Source organism: Oxalobacter paraformigenes (genome assembly GCF_000158475.2).
GTDB lineage: Bacteria > Pseudomonadota > Gammaproteobacteria > Burkholderiales > Burkholderiaceae_D > Oxalobacter > Oxalobacter paraformigenes.
Genome location: NZ_KI392031.1, coordinates 1,106,278 through 1,120,455 on the forward strand (window position 1 = coordinate 1,106,278; position 14,178 = coordinate 1,120,455).

General features: G+C 50.8%; 15 protein-coding genes and 1 tRNA gene. 11 read left to right on the forward strand and 5 right to left on the reverse strand.

What is annotated here, in order from left to right; genetic code table 11:
* The first annotated feature begins 77 nt into the window (after positions 1-77).
* Both ftsB and OFAG_RS09200 read left to right on the forward strand, forming a co-directional pair.
* Positions 78-404: a cell division protein FtsB gene (ftsB, locus tag OFAG_RS09195; RefSeq protein ID WP_020995178.1), complete on the forward strand. Its 327-nt coding sequence runs from the start codon at positions 78-80 to the stop codon at positions 402-404.
* 135 nt (positions 405-539) lie between these two features.
* Positions 540-615: transfer RNA gene (locus tag OFAG_RS09200), tRNA-Asn, on the forward strand.
* A gap of 555 nt (positions 616-1,170) precedes the next feature.
* Here the strand turns inward: OFAG_RS09200 and OFAG_RS09205 are convergent.
* Positions 1,171-1,566: a helix-turn-helix transcriptional regulator gene (locus OFAG_RS09205; protein ID WP_020995179.1), complete on the reverse strand. Its 396-nt coding sequence runs from the start codon at positions 1,564-1,566 to the stop codon at positions 1,171-1,173.
* Between the two features lie 279 nt (positions 1,567-1,845).
* Between OFAG_RS09205 and OFAG_RS09210 the strand changes: the two genes are divergently transcribed.
* Together OFAG_RS09210 and OFAG_RS13930 are read left to right on the forward strand one after the other, a co-directional pair.
* The gene (locus OFAG_RS09210) at positions 1,846-3,288 is read left to right on the forward strand and encodes a thiol-activated cytolysin family protein (RefSeq protein ID WP_020995180.1); all 1,443 of its coding nucleotides are present in this window, start codon (positions 1,846-1,848) and stop codon (positions 3,286-3,288) included.
* Positions 3,289-3,331: 43 nt separating this feature from the next.
* Positions 3,332-3,628: a hypothetical protein gene (locus tag OFAG_RS13930; RefSeq protein WP_020995181.1), complete on the forward strand. Its 297-nt coding sequence runs from the start codon at positions 3,332-3,334 to the stop codon at positions 3,626-3,628.
* Between the two features lie 689 nt (positions 3,629-4,317).
* Here OFAG_RS13930 and ssb read toward each other — a convergent pair.
* The 3 genes from ssb to OFAG_RS09225 are packed head-to-tail and all read right to left on the reverse strand — an operon-like array spanning position 4,318 to position 6,274.
* Entirely contained in the window at positions 4,318-4,785 is a 468-nt protein-coding gene (ssb, locus tag OFAG_RS09215) for a single-stranded DNA-binding protein (RefSeq protein ID WP_005876509.1), read from the reverse strand.
* Between the two features lie 35 nt (positions 4,786-4,820).
* Positions 4,821-5,324 carry a siphovirus Gp157 family protein gene (locus OFAG_RS09220; RefSeq protein WP_005876507.1) on the reverse strand — a complete coding sequence of 168 codons (504 nt, stop codon included), beginning with the start codon at positions 5,322-5,324 and terminating at the stop codon, positions 4,821-4,823.
* Entirely contained in the window at positions 5,321-6,274 is a 954-nt protein-coding gene (locus tag OFAG_RS09225) for an ATP-binding protein (protein WP_005876505.1), read from the reverse strand. Before OFAG_RS09225 ends, OFAG_RS09220 begins: the two co-directional genes overlap by 4 nt.
* A gap of 104 nt (positions 6,275-6,378) precedes the next feature.
* Between OFAG_RS09225 and OFAG_RS09230 the strand changes: the two genes are divergently transcribed.
* From OFAG_RS09230 to OFAG_RS09265, 7 genes are all read left to right on the forward strand, one after another.
* Entirely contained in the window at positions 6,379-6,642 is a 264-nt protein-coding gene (locus tag OFAG_RS09230; protein WP_020995182.1) for a hypothetical protein, read from the forward strand.
* Positions 6,643-7,278: 636 nt separating this feature from the next.
* Entirely contained in the window at positions 7,279-7,539 is a 261-nt protein-coding gene (locus tag OFAG_RS09240) for a glutaredoxin domain-containing protein (protein ID WP_020995183.1), read from the forward strand.
* A 331-nt stretch (positions 7,540-7,870) separates the two neighbouring features.
* Positions 7,871-8,815, forward strand: coding sequence for a DUF3829 domain-containing protein (locus tag OFAG_RS09245; protein ID WP_005876501.1), 945 nt, complete (start codon positions 7,871-7,873; stop codon positions 8,813-8,815).
* 130 nt (positions 8,816-8,945) lie between these two features.
* Positions 8,946-9,950, forward strand: a complete 1,005-nt coding sequence (locus OFAG_RS09250) for a DUF3829 domain-containing protein (RefSeq protein ID WP_005876499.1) — start codon at positions 8,946-8,948, stop codon at positions 9,948-9,950.
* Positions 9,951-10,141: 191 nt separating this feature from the next.
* Positions 10,142-10,606: a hypothetical protein gene (locus OFAG_RS09255; protein ID WP_147617643.1), complete on the forward strand. Its 465-nt coding sequence runs from the start codon at positions 10,142-10,144 to the stop codon at positions 10,604-10,606.
* Positions 10,607-11,043: 437 nt separating this feature from the next.
* Positions 11,044-12,150 carry a porin gene (locus OFAG_RS09260; protein WP_005876496.1) on the forward strand — a complete coding sequence of 369 codons (1,107 nt, stop codon included), beginning with the start codon at positions 11,044-11,046 and terminating at the stop codon, positions 12,148-12,150.
* Between the two features lie 158 nt (positions 12,151-12,308).
* On the forward strand, positions 12,309-13,577 hold the full coding sequence (locus OFAG_RS09265; RefSeq protein ID WP_005876494.1) for a HipA domain-containing protein: 1,269 nt from the start codon (positions 12,309-12,311) through the stop codon (positions 13,575-13,577).
* Between the two features lie 158 nt (positions 13,578-13,735).
* On the opposite strand, the gene OFAG_RS13935 is transcribed toward OFAG_RS09265, so the two are convergent.
* Positions 13,736-14,044 (reverse strand): hypothetical protein, encoded by a 309-nt coding sequence (locus OFAG_RS13935; RefSeq protein ID WP_147617642.1) that lies wholly within the window; start codon positions 14,042-14,044, stop codon positions 13,736-13,738.
* Positions 14,045-14,178 lie beyond the last annotated feature (134 nt).

Consider the following 14,178-nt stretch of genomic DNA (forward strand, 5'->3'; position numbering starts at 1 on the left):
AGGCCGGTAAAATCGAAAGAAATTACCGGCCTGATTTTTAACTTCCTGCCGATCTTGTCAGGATCATGGAATCCACGATGCGTCCGATCACCATCACGCTGGCAGTTTTGCTGATCATCATCCAATATCCCCTCTGGCTGGGAAAAGGAGGGTGGATGCGCGTATGGGAACTGCACCGGCAGCTGGAAGCCGTGCAGGCGAAAAACGAAGAGCAGAAAGCGAAAAACGCCAAACTCGCCTCTGAAGTGCAGAACCTGAAAGAGGGTACCGAAGCCATCGAGGAACGGGCACGCAGTGAACTTTCCATGATCAAAAAAGGGGAAATATTCATCCAGTTGGTAGATAATCCGAAAACCGATAAAAAAACGACAGGCGAGGCGGAAAAACCGACCGAAAAAGAATAAGAATGCGCCGTTTTCAGAGGGAATGTTTTATAATTACCGGATCAGATCAATGCGGGAAAAAGTTTGATATTTTTCATTTGAAACTGGAAAAGATTTGACAGAACTGCCCGGATTGATTATAATTTTTTTCTCAATTCCTCGATAGCTCAGTCGGTAGAGCGACGGACTGTTAATCCGCAGGTCCCTGGTTCGAGCCCAGGTCGAGGAGCCAGAATTCAAAGGGTTACGTGAATTGCGTAACCCTTTTACTTTTTTAGACAGCGTCTAAAATAATCCGATATTTCCGCTTTTAAAGACCCCTGCCTCAGGCGCTCCCTTTTTCTCAAGGTTCCAGCCTGACTCGGTGTCTTCGTACATGCCAGTGGCTTTTCACATTTACCTTCGTTGTGCGAATCGATTCGTGCCTGCAATGCACCTGAACCTGCTCTGCAAGATTGCCTGTCAATCTCCTATCAGTTGCACGCTTTCCCTTGAGACCATAAAAGCCAAAAGAGAAAATGCCCGCTTTCCTGATATACCGGTACACTCTTGGTTGAAAGCCTGGTATTCATGTAAGGCTTTCCATCTTGTGCCTGTAAAGCCTTAAAAAACATTATTGACATGCTTATCCATAAGCTGGAACTGGATTTCCAGAACAAACTTAAAAATAGTGGTCAAAATATCCTGTTTAAGTGAGCGCATCTTCTTCGCGAGTCATTTCTCTGGATCCGGCTATTGATTTTTGATTATTTCCGAAAACAGTGATTTTGAAGCTATGCCCACCTGACTAATGTTTTATTTTAAGGCGAAGCATCAACGAAGCAACCATCCTCATACTTTGAACATTCAGCTTTCTCAATATGTTTTCCCGGTGTTTTCTGACAGTTTTTGAACTTATACTCATAGAATAAGCGATACCCTGACTGTCAAAACCCTGCATGATTAAATCAAGAATCTGATTTTCCCTGTGTGTGAGAACAGGATGAGAAAAAACTTCCCCGGGGTGAAAGCAGGAAAATTTAACCATTAACTCAATTGCATTTCTGGTCTTGTTTTTACTGCACAAGTTTCTTAAATGGCGGCTGACTGTGTATCTGCTGATATAGAGCTTTTCACCAATTTCTTTTATCTTCCAGCCCACATTGAAGACATTCCACGATTTGTTTTTCTCGCCTAGTAACATGCCATTTCTTCATTTTTCATTCCTGTTTTGGAATACAGATTTTTTTACTAGACCTAATTTATCCATACTTTCTAACAAGCCCGGCAAGTAATATTATCATAAAGAAATACATAATTTGGCGTATTTAAACCCGTCCTGATCCGTGTAAACATTCAAAAGGCAAGCTCATTCTTGCATGCAAAAATCAAGCGAAAAAGTTTCTGAATGATTCATTGCGCCATCGTTTTAACTTTAACTATCGATCGGGGAAATATGAAGACAAGGAAAACGGGATATCTAATGGGGCTGGCTCTGGGCATAAGCGTTGCGTTAACAGGTCATGCGCAGAATAAGGAAATCGACAAATACATTCATGACTTACAGTACGACTCCCGAAAACTGCTCAGCGTTCGTGAAGACGGCAGCAAAGAGACCTTACCTGCCAGAGAATCCGGCCCTCACAACGTTATTATCTGTACAAACAAGAAGAAAGGACTCACCAAGAGTTTTGATGAGGTGACCATTCTTAATCCCAGCGCAGGAGTGATTTATCCAGGCGCACTCGTTCATGCAGACCGCCATCTGGCAGAAGGCAAACCAACCGCAATAAGCCTGCCGCGAGCCACATCCACAATCAGTGTCGATTTGCCCGGATTGGCAGATGACTGCGCCCGGCAAATTCCGAACATGAATTATTCTTCTTACCAGAAGGCATTAAATGAGATTCTGGAATTATGGAATAAAAATCCATCATCTCAAGGCTACGTGAACGCAGCGCGCAGCTCACTAAATATTGAAAAGGCTGATTCAAATTCTCAACTCGCTCTGAGTTTGGGTTTCAGCGCAAAGTGGGTGGATAACAAAATTTCAGCCAATCTTGCAGTTGACCACAGTAATAAATCAGCCAGTACCGTTGCATTGTTCCGTCAGGTCTTTTATACCGTTACGACGGATTTGCCAACATTTCCTTCTACCGTGTTTGCACCGGAAGTCACGCTGACAGATATAAAAGATCAGGGGCTAAACGCCAGCTCACCTCCTGGCTATGTCAAAAGTGTGGATTATGGAAGACTGATTTTTGTACGAATGGATACCCACTCGGTCAAAAACAGGGCGGATCTCAAAGGTGCACTTAATTATGTGACAGGTTCTGATACCACTATTGATGCAAACCTGAAAGCACGATATCAATCGATCATCAACAACTCCACTTTCACTGTTCTGACAATTGGAGGAAACGCAGACGTAGCGTCAAGAATGTTCAAGCCCAATCAAATTGATCAATTGAATAAAGTGATCAAGGAAAATTCGGTATACAGCCGGCAAAACCCTGGATACCCGATTTCTTATACGGTGTCATTCCTGAAAGACAATGAGATCGCAACAGTCCAGTCCCAAACCGATTTTGTTGAAACCAATTGCGTTGAATATCCCAACGGATATATCAAGCTGAAACATTCGGGAGCATACGTCGCAAAATTCAAAGTGGACTGGCAAGAAAAGGACGCCAGCGGAAATCCGGTCAGTAAATCCTGGGAATCCGGAAACAAAACAGCAGGGTGGACCCAGACGCTTAATTTTCCTGGTGACGCAACCGGTATCAAAATCCAGGGCTGGGCAAAAACCGGACTGGCGTGGGATCCATGGGGTGAAATCATCAATAAAGTTGAAAACGGCCCAACGAATCAATGCTACAGGGCCAAAGGCACGACTTTAAAGCGCAGCTGGGATAACGATTGCTAAACCCGCTCTTTGATGAAACTGACGATCTTAAAAGGAGAAAAGCATGAAATTATTGAGAATTGTTTATATTATGGTTCTGATGGCATTTTGCTGTCATGTCCACGCAAAAAACGTGACGCAAACAGGAGCCTGTACTATATCGGACAAAGCAAACACGAATGCCGCTTGCTCGAAATTTGTGGGTTATTACGCTCAAGGTGCTGTGCGCGGTAGTCAAAGCGACCGGCATAAAACATGCTCTGCTGCAAAAGAAATAGCAAGAGAAAGATTATTTAGCAATGTTAATAAAGAATGTCGCCAATATGTAGACTGCGGTCGCCCGTGTGTAGAATCTGAATAAGCAATGTATAGAAGAGCAGCGCTATAGGCGCTGCTCTTCTTCAAAATAGAATATGAATTCATTCAACAGATTTTTCACTCCCACGGCAATCGGCCTGATGAGCGGAAGGCCGTCCCCCCTGTCATCAGTCCGATAGCCAGAAAAGCACCTGGCGTGCTATCCCAAAGAACCGTGTTCCCTGGCTCAGAACAAAGTGACCCTACTCTTGAAGTCGGATGTTTTTTCCTTACGCTGCCCGTCTAATAAAAGAGAGAAAAAGAGCAAAATTCATTAGACAGTCGCTTTTAAAAGTCAGGTTTAATACAGGTTTACGAGACGAACGAGTACTGGACTCATAATCCGCAGGTCCCTGGTTCGAGCCCAGGTCAAGGAGCCGGAATGATCAGGAGGTTGCATGAATTTGCGAGCCCCTTTTGTTTTTAAACTTCCTGCACCATTTTTCCGACTGTTTTCTCAGCAACAGTTAAGAATCACCGAAGCGGAAAAAGCAATAGGCGGCTTCCGGAAATCGCCCTGGAACAGTTCGTCCGGTTTCAGCTCAAAAAGCCGGAATTTGAAAGGGGCCACTCCAAAATGGAGCCTCGTTCTTTTTCAACCCATAGCAAAGCGATATCCGGCGTCCTGCCAGATTGTGCGGGATTCAGAAACCGGAACAACCTGTTCCGGTTCTTCCCGCCATCCAATCCTTCTCAGAAGGGAATGTCGTCATCCAGATCGTCCAGAACCGGCTGACGCCTGTCCTGTCCACGTGCCGTATCTTTCCGTTCCGTGCGGGAAGAAGGCCTGGCATTTCCCCAATCGTCCGGAACCTCGCCCGCACCCTGACGGCTGCCCAGCATCTGCATGGTATCGGCAACGATTTCGGTCGCGTAACGGTCGATGCCTTCCTTGTCCGTGTATTTCCGCGTTCTGAGGCGCCCCTCGATATAGACCTGCGATCCCTTTTTCAGATACTGGCCGGCAATCTCGGCGAGCCTGCCGAAAAACGAAACACGATGCCATTCCGTCGCTTCCTTCTGTTCCCCCGTCGCCTTGTCTTTCCAGCGGTCGGTCGTGGCAACCGCAATGCCCGTAACCTGTTCGCCACCGGGCAAATAACGGTTTTCCGGATCGCGGCCCAGATTGCCGACGAGAATGACTTTATTGACTGATGCCATTTTTCAGATTCCTTTCAATTATTCACAGAGCCAGCTTACCGGATGACCAGTTTCTTCCCGTCATCCAGTTTTGCGCCCGGTATGGATTCGCCCCGCTTCAGCGCTTCGGATATCGCTTTTTTATCAATAACGGGAGAGGGCGGTTTTGAATCGGCAAGCCGATAAAAACCATCCGGGATCAACTCCCTGTTTTCAATGATGACCGCAGGAACTTTTCCCATGATCTGGACAGTAAAATGACGGCCGGAAATCATGGGCCGGTTTACCCGGCGCATCGCGGCCATCATGTACCCGTCAAGCCGCCCGATCTGCCGTTCGGTACGTTCTATGGCTTCCTGCATTTCCCTGAGCGCTTCCTTGCGGGCCGCCAGTAGCGCTCCGAGGTCTTTTCGGGCATAAGCGCAGGCCAGGATCTTGTTATCGAAATCCAGCGCCTCACCTTCCAGCGTATCGGCAACGGTCTGGTCGTCGTTGCCGTTTTCAATGAGTTTTTGCCGAAGCGCTTCCAGCTCGGCAGCCAGCTGGTAAAGAGAAGTCATAAGCCGTCTTCTCCTTTTTCGCACTCTTCTTCCGTTTCCGCATTCCTGCGTTCCGCGGCTTGCTGTTTCAGCCTTTCGAGTTTTTTCTCCCGATACTCGCAAATAGACGCTTTCGCTTCGTCAAACAGCGAGGCGGGAAGCGAGGAAATCTGGTCGATTTCATACTTCTGGCAGAATTTCCTTACACTCAGTCCGGCTTCCGTCAACAGCTTCAGCAACTCGTCGCGCTGGGAAACCGAAATCGTCTGAAGCGTCTCTTCCCCTTCTTCCAGCCATTCCAGAAGTTGCGTTCCCTGTTCGCGGGTAATCGTGAAATACTGCCCGTCGAACAAGCGGGTACGGTCTTTGGACGTGGACGCCACATGCTGGGTATCAATATCGAACATGACCGTAAATTCATACTCCATGCCGTCACGCTGCACCGGGGACATGCCGACTTTCTTGATCACGGTTTTTCCGTTATCGTTTTTGTCCTGCACGTATTCCTGCTTTGAGCGCATCGTCGCAATGATGTGACAGGGACTGGTCAGCATCGCCTCGACAAGGCCGTTATGCTCGGGCGTGACCGTTCTCCAGGCGGCATAACTGTTCATGCCGGGTTTTCCGGAATCGGCGATTTTGCCCTGTTTGTCCAGCAAACCGCCTTCGCCCGCCCAGGCGTGCGACAGACTGTCGATAATGATCACGTCGTATCCGGCGTCTTCAAATGCCTTGATGGCGTCCCGGTACTTTTTGACCGTGTAAGGGGCGTCGATATTGATGATGTCGTAGTCGCCCAGATCGGCATACAAGTCGCCGGAACCGTGTTCGGTATCGATCATGCCGACTTTCCCGCCGAGACCAAAAGCCAGCAAAAGGGCGGAATAGGTTTTGCCCGATCCGCTGGGGCCTGCCATGCCAAGGCGCAGCTTCGCTTTCTTGCGGACGGCTTTCCTGATTTGCAAATTCATTACCTTCTCCTAAAAAGGGTTCAGGACATCCGACTGGTGTCGGTAAAGGATGGGTATCCCGCAAAACGCGGGGGTTTTGTCGCATTGCCGGGATTGCGGCCGGGATGGCGCGACAGCCAGGGGCTCTGAAAGAGCAACAGGGTGAAAACAATCTGAAACCGTCCATTTCCGAAATACCGGACAGGAAAACCCGAAAAGAACAGGGGACGGTACAGCGCCAGCAGGAGGCTTACGCTCCTAACGGTTTTTTCTTTATGAAAACCTCAAACCAGATCCGCCGCCAGCCGGACAGAAAAAGAGCCGGAGAAACGCCGGATTGTCCGTTTTGCGGCCGGAAGAAACCGCCAGGAACCTCCAGTCCCGTTTAAAGGGAAAACGGGAAACCGTATTCAAAAAGTGTCACATCGAACGGTCTGTCAGGTGATCGGATAACCGGCAAAGGATATCCGGAATAAACAAAAAAGAACTCGCCAAAGCCGGGCCCTCAAGACGGGGATCAGCGGCAGGCCGGTACCCATCCATAAAAACGGAAGGGCTTTCCTACCCCGGCTCCGTGCTGTTTTCTTTCACGAAAAAACCGGAATTTGTCCGGCGTACCGGCCGGCTACTCTGGCCTTTTTCGCCTTCGAAAGAAAGATTCCAAACAGCTTGGCGACACCTGGCTATTATAGCCGATTTCTGTTTTTCTGTCTTTGGAGAGCCGATTTCAAAAAGAGAGGAATCTTTTAATAATCAATTATTTAACTCATCAATTCATCGAACGGAAAAGGGCGGCTGGGCACTTTGTTTAACGGCCCGCGAAACAGGAAACCGCTCCCTGGAAAACACGGTCGCCTCAAAAGGATTCCGCCTGAAAAGGAGAGTCGGACGGCTATTTCCGTTTCCTCGAAAACAGCGTTTTTTCCGAAAAAAAACCTTTCCGATCTCAGTATATAATATAGGAATTCGACGCAACGCATGACAGGGAATAGTCCTGTTCCACCTTAACGAACCAAAGGATGAAAATGAAAGAATCAATTGAAATGTACGTCGTGGAAGGTCACGAGGCTTGCGAGCTGGCCTGCCGGTTTCTGGAATCGAAGGGCATACCTTTCAAGAAGATTGTCGTCGGGGTCGATATGAATCTGGCGGTCGAAATGTGGGCCCGTTCCGGGTGCCATACTTTGCCGCAGATTTTCATCGGTTACGATCATGTCGGCGGTCTTCCCGATTTGCTGGATATGGCGGAAAGCGGCGAGCTGGAAAGAAGGGTAAAAGCGGACTGATCCATGCCTTCTGCCGTCTTCCATGAATCCGGCAAAAGCGTGTGGCACGCTCGCTTGAGCGGGCAGGAAATTTCACCAAAAGGGTAACGGCATCGTTACCCTTTTTGTGTTACCGGACACCGCTTTCAAAGACCGGCAGCGCGTTGCCCGGACAACTTCGCTGATCCCGCTCAAGATTTCCTGCCTGTATCCTGGACAAGAGCCGTTACAGAGGCTGAAAAAATGTTTATTATTCCGGTGACAGCCTGTATGTCTGTGAGAAAATAGCGCTCTTCGGTCAGACGCTATCAAACGCTGTTCTCTTATCCTTGATTGACAAACAGAAAACCCCATGAAATTCGTTTCCATTGCTCTACCTGTCCTGCTGGTTGTCGCTATCGGACTGGCAGGGTGCGATAAAAGCGGAAAACCGGCCGAAACAACTGTCAGTCCGGCTGCCATGAATTCCCCCGAACTCGAAGACGCGTCTTCCGTCAAACTCGACCTTTACACACAAGCCTATTACCTGCTGATGAACAGCCCGGACAGTTTGCGCCCCTCTTACGATTCATTTCACCGGGTCAGAAAAGCGAAAATCGCCGACGACATCCGTTTTTCGCCTTCAGGCGGTCTCGAAAACGGACTGGAACTCTTCAAAAAAGGGTTGGCCATTCACGACGGCAACATGCCTGATCTCGATGAAGCCGTCCGGGACGCCCTGATGGCGGGCAGCAAACTGCAAAAGGATGAACACGCACTGGAACCCTACTTCCAGAAGCAGGAATACCGGGAAGACCGGCTGGCCAAGGCCAAGGCTTTCTATCCTTCCATACAGGCCGACTACGAAGTCATGTTCGCCCATCTGGAAAAAATCGAAGCGCTTCTTTTCAAATACAGAAAAGTGCAATCCGAAAAACGGATGGCCGGGTTCCGTGAAAAAAACAACTGGCTGGGATATTACACGGAAGAAAGCCTCCAGAATGCCCAGGATCTGCTGGCCCTGTTCAGCGAATCGGACGATGCGATCAAAAATGCCGACCTTTATTCCAGAGGCAACGACATTCTGGCCCGACTGGAATCGTCGCTGGCCTCCCAGCGCAAGGCTTTTGAGGAAGCGCGCGCCAACGGCACCAGGCATATCCGGGATTATCCTGCCGTCAACCGCATTCTGACCAGCTTCATCGGAAGTTATCGCGATCTGCGGCAACACAAGACCATTGGCGATCTGAGCGCCATGTACAAAAAATATAACGACGCCATCATTACCTACAAACGGGCCTCCCGCTTTTCCGAATAAACCGGGCAGGCCGTTCGCTTTGCCCGAAACCGGAAAGAGGGAAGGGCAGACAGGCCTGTCTGCCTGCCCAGTCTGGTAAAAACCGGACATTTCCGTTATCTTTGACCTGTTCCCGTCAAAGAAAAACAACATGAAATTCCAGGTTCTTTTCCGGCTCCTCGTTCTCGCGGTTTTCCCGGTTTTTCTGTCCGGCTGCTACTACGCCATCCCTACCATTGTCGAAGCGGTCAACCAGAACCGCATCCAGAACGAATCGGAAGGGGCCATACTCGAATCCAACACCGGCGCCCTGAAGCTGATCGCCCAAAACGATACCCTCGCCACCGATAAAATGAACGCGTACATTCAGGGGTATAACAGCATCATGGTCGGTTCCTGGAGCCTTTGGCCGTCTTACCATACCTTCATCAACCATACTTTGAAGTCCAAACCGGCCGACACCATTCCCTTTCCCGTCGTCAACGATCTGGAAAAGGGGATCGCGTTCATGAAAAAAGGGCTGGCTTGCGATCAGGCTACAATACCCGGACTGGATGAGGCGATCACCGAGAGCGTCGCAGCCGCAGAGAAACTCAGGCGCGATGAACAAACCAGCCTCCCGTACTTCCAAAACCAGATATACCGCCGTGACAATATGGCAGGCGCCCGCCAGGTCTTCCCGATTTTGCAGGAAGACTACGAAAAACTCATTGCCGCCATGAACCGGACAGGAAAGCTGCTGGCCGATATGCAGAAAACGGAAACGGAAAGACGCATGGCCGCTTACCGGGCGCAAAAAAGCATGATCGGCTACCACACGGAAAAAAGCCTGCTTCATGCCCAGGAACTGATCGCGCTCTTTAACCGGCCCGAAAACAGCGTTTCCAGACCGGAGAACTATATTGAAGGCGACAGGCTGATTGCCGAAATGGAAAAGGCGCTGCAAACCCAGCGAAAAATACTGGACGACGTTTATCCGCTACGGGACAGAAGCGGCGGGCTGGACGCGATCAACGACAGCCTGACCGAAATGAGCGAATGCTACCGGAAGATGAAAAAGAAAAAAACCGCCCGCTCATTCAATCGCATGATGAAACGGTATAGCGACGCTATCGGGAATTACAACCGTTCGCTCAAATTCACCCGGCCATTGTAGGCGTTTTCAAACCGGCTATGGGAGAAAAGGCCCGCCAGACGAGACAAAGCGGCTCAATTGCCGCCTGCCGAAGCGGTCCCCCGGAACAGAACGTCTTCCGGTTCCTTTTATTCCGTTATCATAACGCTTTCATCATTCATATTTTTTCCGGCTATTCCGGACAACTCCCTGCAAAACAAGGAAAGGATTCCATGACGACACCCTTTGACGCGTTCATCGACTGGTTCGGCAAGTTGCCGCTGAAATACCGGCAGGATCTGGCCTCCGAAGTCGCCAGTCTTCTTCCGGGCATTGAGGTCAATCCCTATCACCGCAAATTTCTCGACGATTTCTCAGGGCAACTGGACAGGATCCGGAAAAAAGGGCACCGGGAAGAATACGGACTGCTCCTTTGCATCAGGGCCGTCATCGACAGAATCGTCGAATCGAAAAACCGGGAAAACGAAGGATGGGAAAAAGAAAAGGAAGCGCTTGACGAGCTGGCAAAAATAACCGGCAGCTGTTCCATTGCCGTCCAGGCCTCTGAAAAAGCCATGCAATACAGCGAATGGAAAGCCATCGGTGAAAAATGGAACGAACTGGTCGATCAATCCCTGACGCAAGACGCCATTGAGCGGTGGCACCATTCGGTTTCTCCTGCCGCTCACATCGTCTGAAGGCTTTACCGTCCCGCTGAACTCCCTGTCCGCGCACCGGGCAGGGAAGAACCCGGTTCTTCCGGCACCCGGCCCCTCAACCGGAGAGGCTGTTTGCCGCTCATCCCGGGCTAGGGACTGTCTGTACAGGCCCGGCATACACGAAACGATATACTATTCCCGCCATCTGCCAGACGCACGTCCTCTCCGGGTCGCAAAAACAGGCAAAACCTCTTTGCAGACAACTCCCCGGAAAAATCCTTTCATAAACACAGCCACAAGAACCGTCCGGTGAAACGAAAAGCGGGTTGCCCCGCATCAGGGGCAAGCATGATTCTTCATACAAAAATAGATAATGATAATTGTTCTCATTTAAAGAATTTGAGACTATAATTCCCATCAGCCTGCGCGCGCAAGCAACCTGTTCTTTAACAATTCATTTTCAGGATTCATCTACAATGAATAAAAAACTTATTGCTTTGGCGGCGATGGGGCTCGCTGGTTTCGCGCATGCGCAAACCCATGTAAGCCTCTACGGAACGGTGGATACCGGTCTGGTCAAGGAAACGGGCAGCGATTTGCGCATGGATGAAAATGCGGCTAACGTGCTCGGTTTTTCGGGAACGGAAGAGCTGGGAAGCGGCATGAAAGCCACTTTCCAGCTCGAAAGACAGTTCCAGCTGTACGACGGGACAAACAAGGCTACCTACAGTCTGGACGATTCCATTTCAAGCGCGTTAGGCAACAGGGGCACTGTTGACTGGACAGGTGCTGCCAACGTCGGTCTGGAAAGTCCATGGGGATGGGTACGTTTGGGCCGTGTCAACGAAATGTCTGTGGAATATTATACCGAGATTGATCCCTTCCTGCAGGGCTCGACCGGCGCAGCGCTTTCGACTTACAATCTGCTGCGCTCGGAACAGCTTTCCAGTACGATCCGTTACGACAGCCCGGAATGGGCCGGCTTTACATTCGGCCTGACCTATACACTGGGCGCCGACACTCATGACAAGCCTGCCGGCATCGACAACGATATTTACAACGACGGCTATGCCGCATCGCTGCGCTTCGATAACGGCCCGGTCTTTTTGACGGCCAACTTCAACCGTCAGGCCGATTCCGGCAAATCCTTTGTCTGGAATCTGGGCGGCGCATACCGTCTCGGCAACGCGCGGATCTCGCTGGGCTATCAGAAAAGCCAGCTGAAAAACCTGTCGTCGATCCTGACTGACGACGGCGCCAGCCCCCCTGGCGTCGATCTGGCCGGCGATCCCGGCACACCGGTCAATCAGGAAGAATGGCTGCTTGGTTTCCAGTACGCCATCGGTGCGGGTACCATCAATGCCTCGTATAACCGGGCATCCCTCGACAAAACCGCGCGTGACGGCAACGTCAACAAGTATGCACTCGGTTATACCTGCGATCTTTCCAAACGGACACAGCTTTACGGAGTCGTATCCTACACAGATAGCGATAACGAGTACGTGGGAAGCCTCTACAACAACAACGGTGCCGCCAGAGATTCGGTAACCGGAGTTCAACTCGGCATCACCCACACCTTCTGATTTCTTACAAAAACAGAAGCGTGAAAAGGGAGTGCATTTATACGCACTCCCTTTTTTTATGTCCATCCCGCATTTTTTCCTGCCGGGCGACGCCATTCCGTTAGGGACGATTCCATCAATCTGTTAAGATATTCCTGTTGCCGCCACGGGAGCGAAACATGGAATGCACCATAGAACTTTTCGAACGGGGCCAGTGGAAACCCTGTTGCCTTGTCGAAACGGAAACGCCTGAAGCGGGGCCGGTTTCGCCTGCGACCTTGACTTATCTGCCTTCTTATCTGGAAGAGGGCGCTTTGCCGGTATCGCTTCACTATCCGCTGCGTACCGAACCTTTCCGCCTTTCCTGCTGGCCTTCTTTTCTGCTTGACCTGATACCACAGGGAGAAGGGCGGGAATATCTTCTGTATGAATACCAGTTGCCGGATGAACAGGCCATGAACTGGCCCATGATGCTTCTGGGCGCCATCAACCCGGTTGGCAATCTCCGTATCCGGGAAGCGTTTGAATCCTGGCGCAAGCGGATGGCGCATAAAGCTCCCGTCTGGATCACCCGCGGCTTTACCCGGAAAGAAATTCTGGAACGCAGCGAAGATTTCGTCGAATACCTTGAAGAACACGGAATGCTGTCGGCCGGAACGGCTTCCCTTCAGGGAAGGACGCCGAAATTTCTGATGACGCAAGGCAAAAACGGCCTGTGGTATGCCGACGCCGCACTGCCTGACGACGAGGCAGCCCGTCATTTTCTGGTCAAACTCTCGCCGGGACGCAATCTGGCAGACTGGAAAATCCTGGAAAACGAGGCGGCCTATCTACAGGTCGCCAAGGAAATGGGCCTGTTCGTTGCAGACCTGCCGATATGGCAAAGCGACATGCTGTTCATGCCCCGCTTCGATCGCGCCCTTGCGGAAAAAGGCATTCTCCGATATCCGCAGGAAAGTCTTGTATCGCTCTGTAAAATTTTCGATGAAACCCGAATGCCGTCCCAAAACGACGTTCTGAAAACGCTGCGCCAGTACACAAGCGACCCTGCCGAAACCACGCTGGAATATCTGAAGCGCGACATGATGAATGTGGCGCTCGGCAATACCGAAAACCATCCCGGCAATACAGCAGTCCAGTCCGTTAGCGGCAAAGTCCGTCTGACGCCCCTGTTCGATTTCACCCCGGCCCATCTGTCCACCGACAATATCGAGCGCTCGCTGGAATGGCTTGACGAACGGGGAAATATCCTTGACAACTGGGGGGAAATTATCGGCAGGCTCGACGTTCCGGCTGAAGAGCATCTGGCGATCCGGAAAGAAATGGCGCGTTTCGGTGAAAAACTGGCGACACTGGCAGATCTGATGAAAAAAGCAGGCGTGGATGACGATATCATCGAAGCCCGTTATTACAGCATAGCCAACCTTCGCGCCCAGTTGAAAGACTGATCCGCTTTCACAAACGGTAACGCGTCTTCGGACAGGCACCTGCAACAGGCTGCCGGATCGTCCGGCGTTTCCGGACAAGAAGGCAGGCCATGCAAAAGAAGCATATCGGCAATCCGGACTGTGGCCTATCCAGACAGCGATCCAGTGCGTGCCTTTTTCTAGCCCGGCATACCCGCCTCATTGCCTTTGCCTGCCATGTTTTCGGGAAAAATCACGGTTTCCGGTTCCGTTTCCAGTCCCTGTCCCGGCAGTCGCGCAATCCGCCTGATTCTCGTGTCCATACCCTGACTGACATGCTGCCCGAAAAAAAAGCCAGAATTGCCCGGCAAGGCCGCCATTGCGCCCGGACCGTCTGCCTCGCCCCGCAAGCGAATTCCCCTGACCGTCCATCCTTCGCGCGAACACCCGGAAACCGGGGCTATGGCGCGATAACCGGCGCAAAACGGTTTTCCGCCGCCAGCCCGCACAATACGGCCTCATGCCCATCCTGTTCCCTTGCCGAACCGTCACGGGAATTTCGAAGAAAAAACCGGAAAGCGTCAATCCCAATGCCGCCGGAAGAGCGGCCGGTTCTGAACACGGTAGCCTGCAAGGCCAGATA

What these genes read in the sequence shown, in the direction of transcription:
- ftsB (WP_020995178.1), top strand. Translation starts at nt 78, where the DNA reads ATGCGTCCGATCACCATCACGCTGGCAGTTTTGCTGATCATCATCCAA.
- OFAG_RS09205 (WP_020995179.1), bottom strand. Translation starts at nt 1,566, where the DNA reads ATGTTACTAGGCGAGAAAAACAAATCGTGGAATGTCTTCAATGTGGGC.
- OFAG_RS09210 (WP_020995180.1), top strand. Translation starts at nt 1,846, where the DNA reads ATGGGGCTGGCTCTGGGCATAAGCGTTGCGTTAACAGGTCATGCGCAG.
- OFAG_RS13930 (WP_020995181.1), top strand. Translation starts at nt 3,332, where the DNA reads ATGAAATTATTGAGAATTGTTTATATTATGGTTCTGATGGCATTTTGC.
- ssb (WP_005876509.1), bottom strand. Translation starts at nt 4,785, where the DNA reads ATGGCATCAGTCAATAAAGTCATTCTCGTCGGCAATCTGGGCCGCGAT.
- OFAG_RS09220 (WP_005876507.1), bottom strand. Translation starts at nt 5,324, where the DNA reads ATGACTTCTCTTTACCAGCTGGCTGCCGAGCTGGAAGCGCTTCGGCAA.
- OFAG_RS09225 (WP_005876505.1), bottom strand. Translation starts at nt 6,274, where the DNA reads ATGAATTTGCAAATCAGGAAAGCCGTCCGCAAGAAAGCGAAGCTGCGC.
- OFAG_RS09230 (WP_020995182.1), top strand. Translation starts at nt 6,379, where the DNA reads ATGGCGCGACAGCCAGGGGCTCTGAAAGAGCAACAGGGTGAAAACAAT.
- OFAG_RS09240 (WP_020995183.1), top strand. Translation starts at nt 7,279, where the DNA reads ATGAAAGAATCAATTGAAATGTACGTCGTGGAAGGTCACGAGGCTTGC.
- OFAG_RS09245 (WP_005876501.1), top strand. Translation starts at nt 7,871, where the DNA reads ATGAAATTCGTTTCCATTGCTCTACCTGTCCTGCTGGTTGTCGCTATC.
- OFAG_RS09250 (WP_005876499.1), top strand. Translation starts at nt 8,946, where the DNA reads ATGAAATTCCAGGTTCTTTTCCGGCTCCTCGTTCTCGCGGTTTTCCCG.
- OFAG_RS09255 (WP_147617643.1), top strand. Translation starts at nt 10,142, where the DNA reads ATGACGACACCCTTTGACGCGTTCATCGACTGGTTCGGCAAGTTGCCG.
- OFAG_RS09260 (WP_005876496.1), top strand. Translation starts at nt 11,044, where the DNA reads ATGAATAAAAAACTTATTGCTTTGGCGGCGATGGGGCTCGCTGGTTTC.
- OFAG_RS09265 (WP_005876494.1), top strand. Translation starts at nt 12,309, where the DNA reads ATGGAATGCACCATAGAACTTTTCGAACGGGGCCAGTGGAAACCCTGT.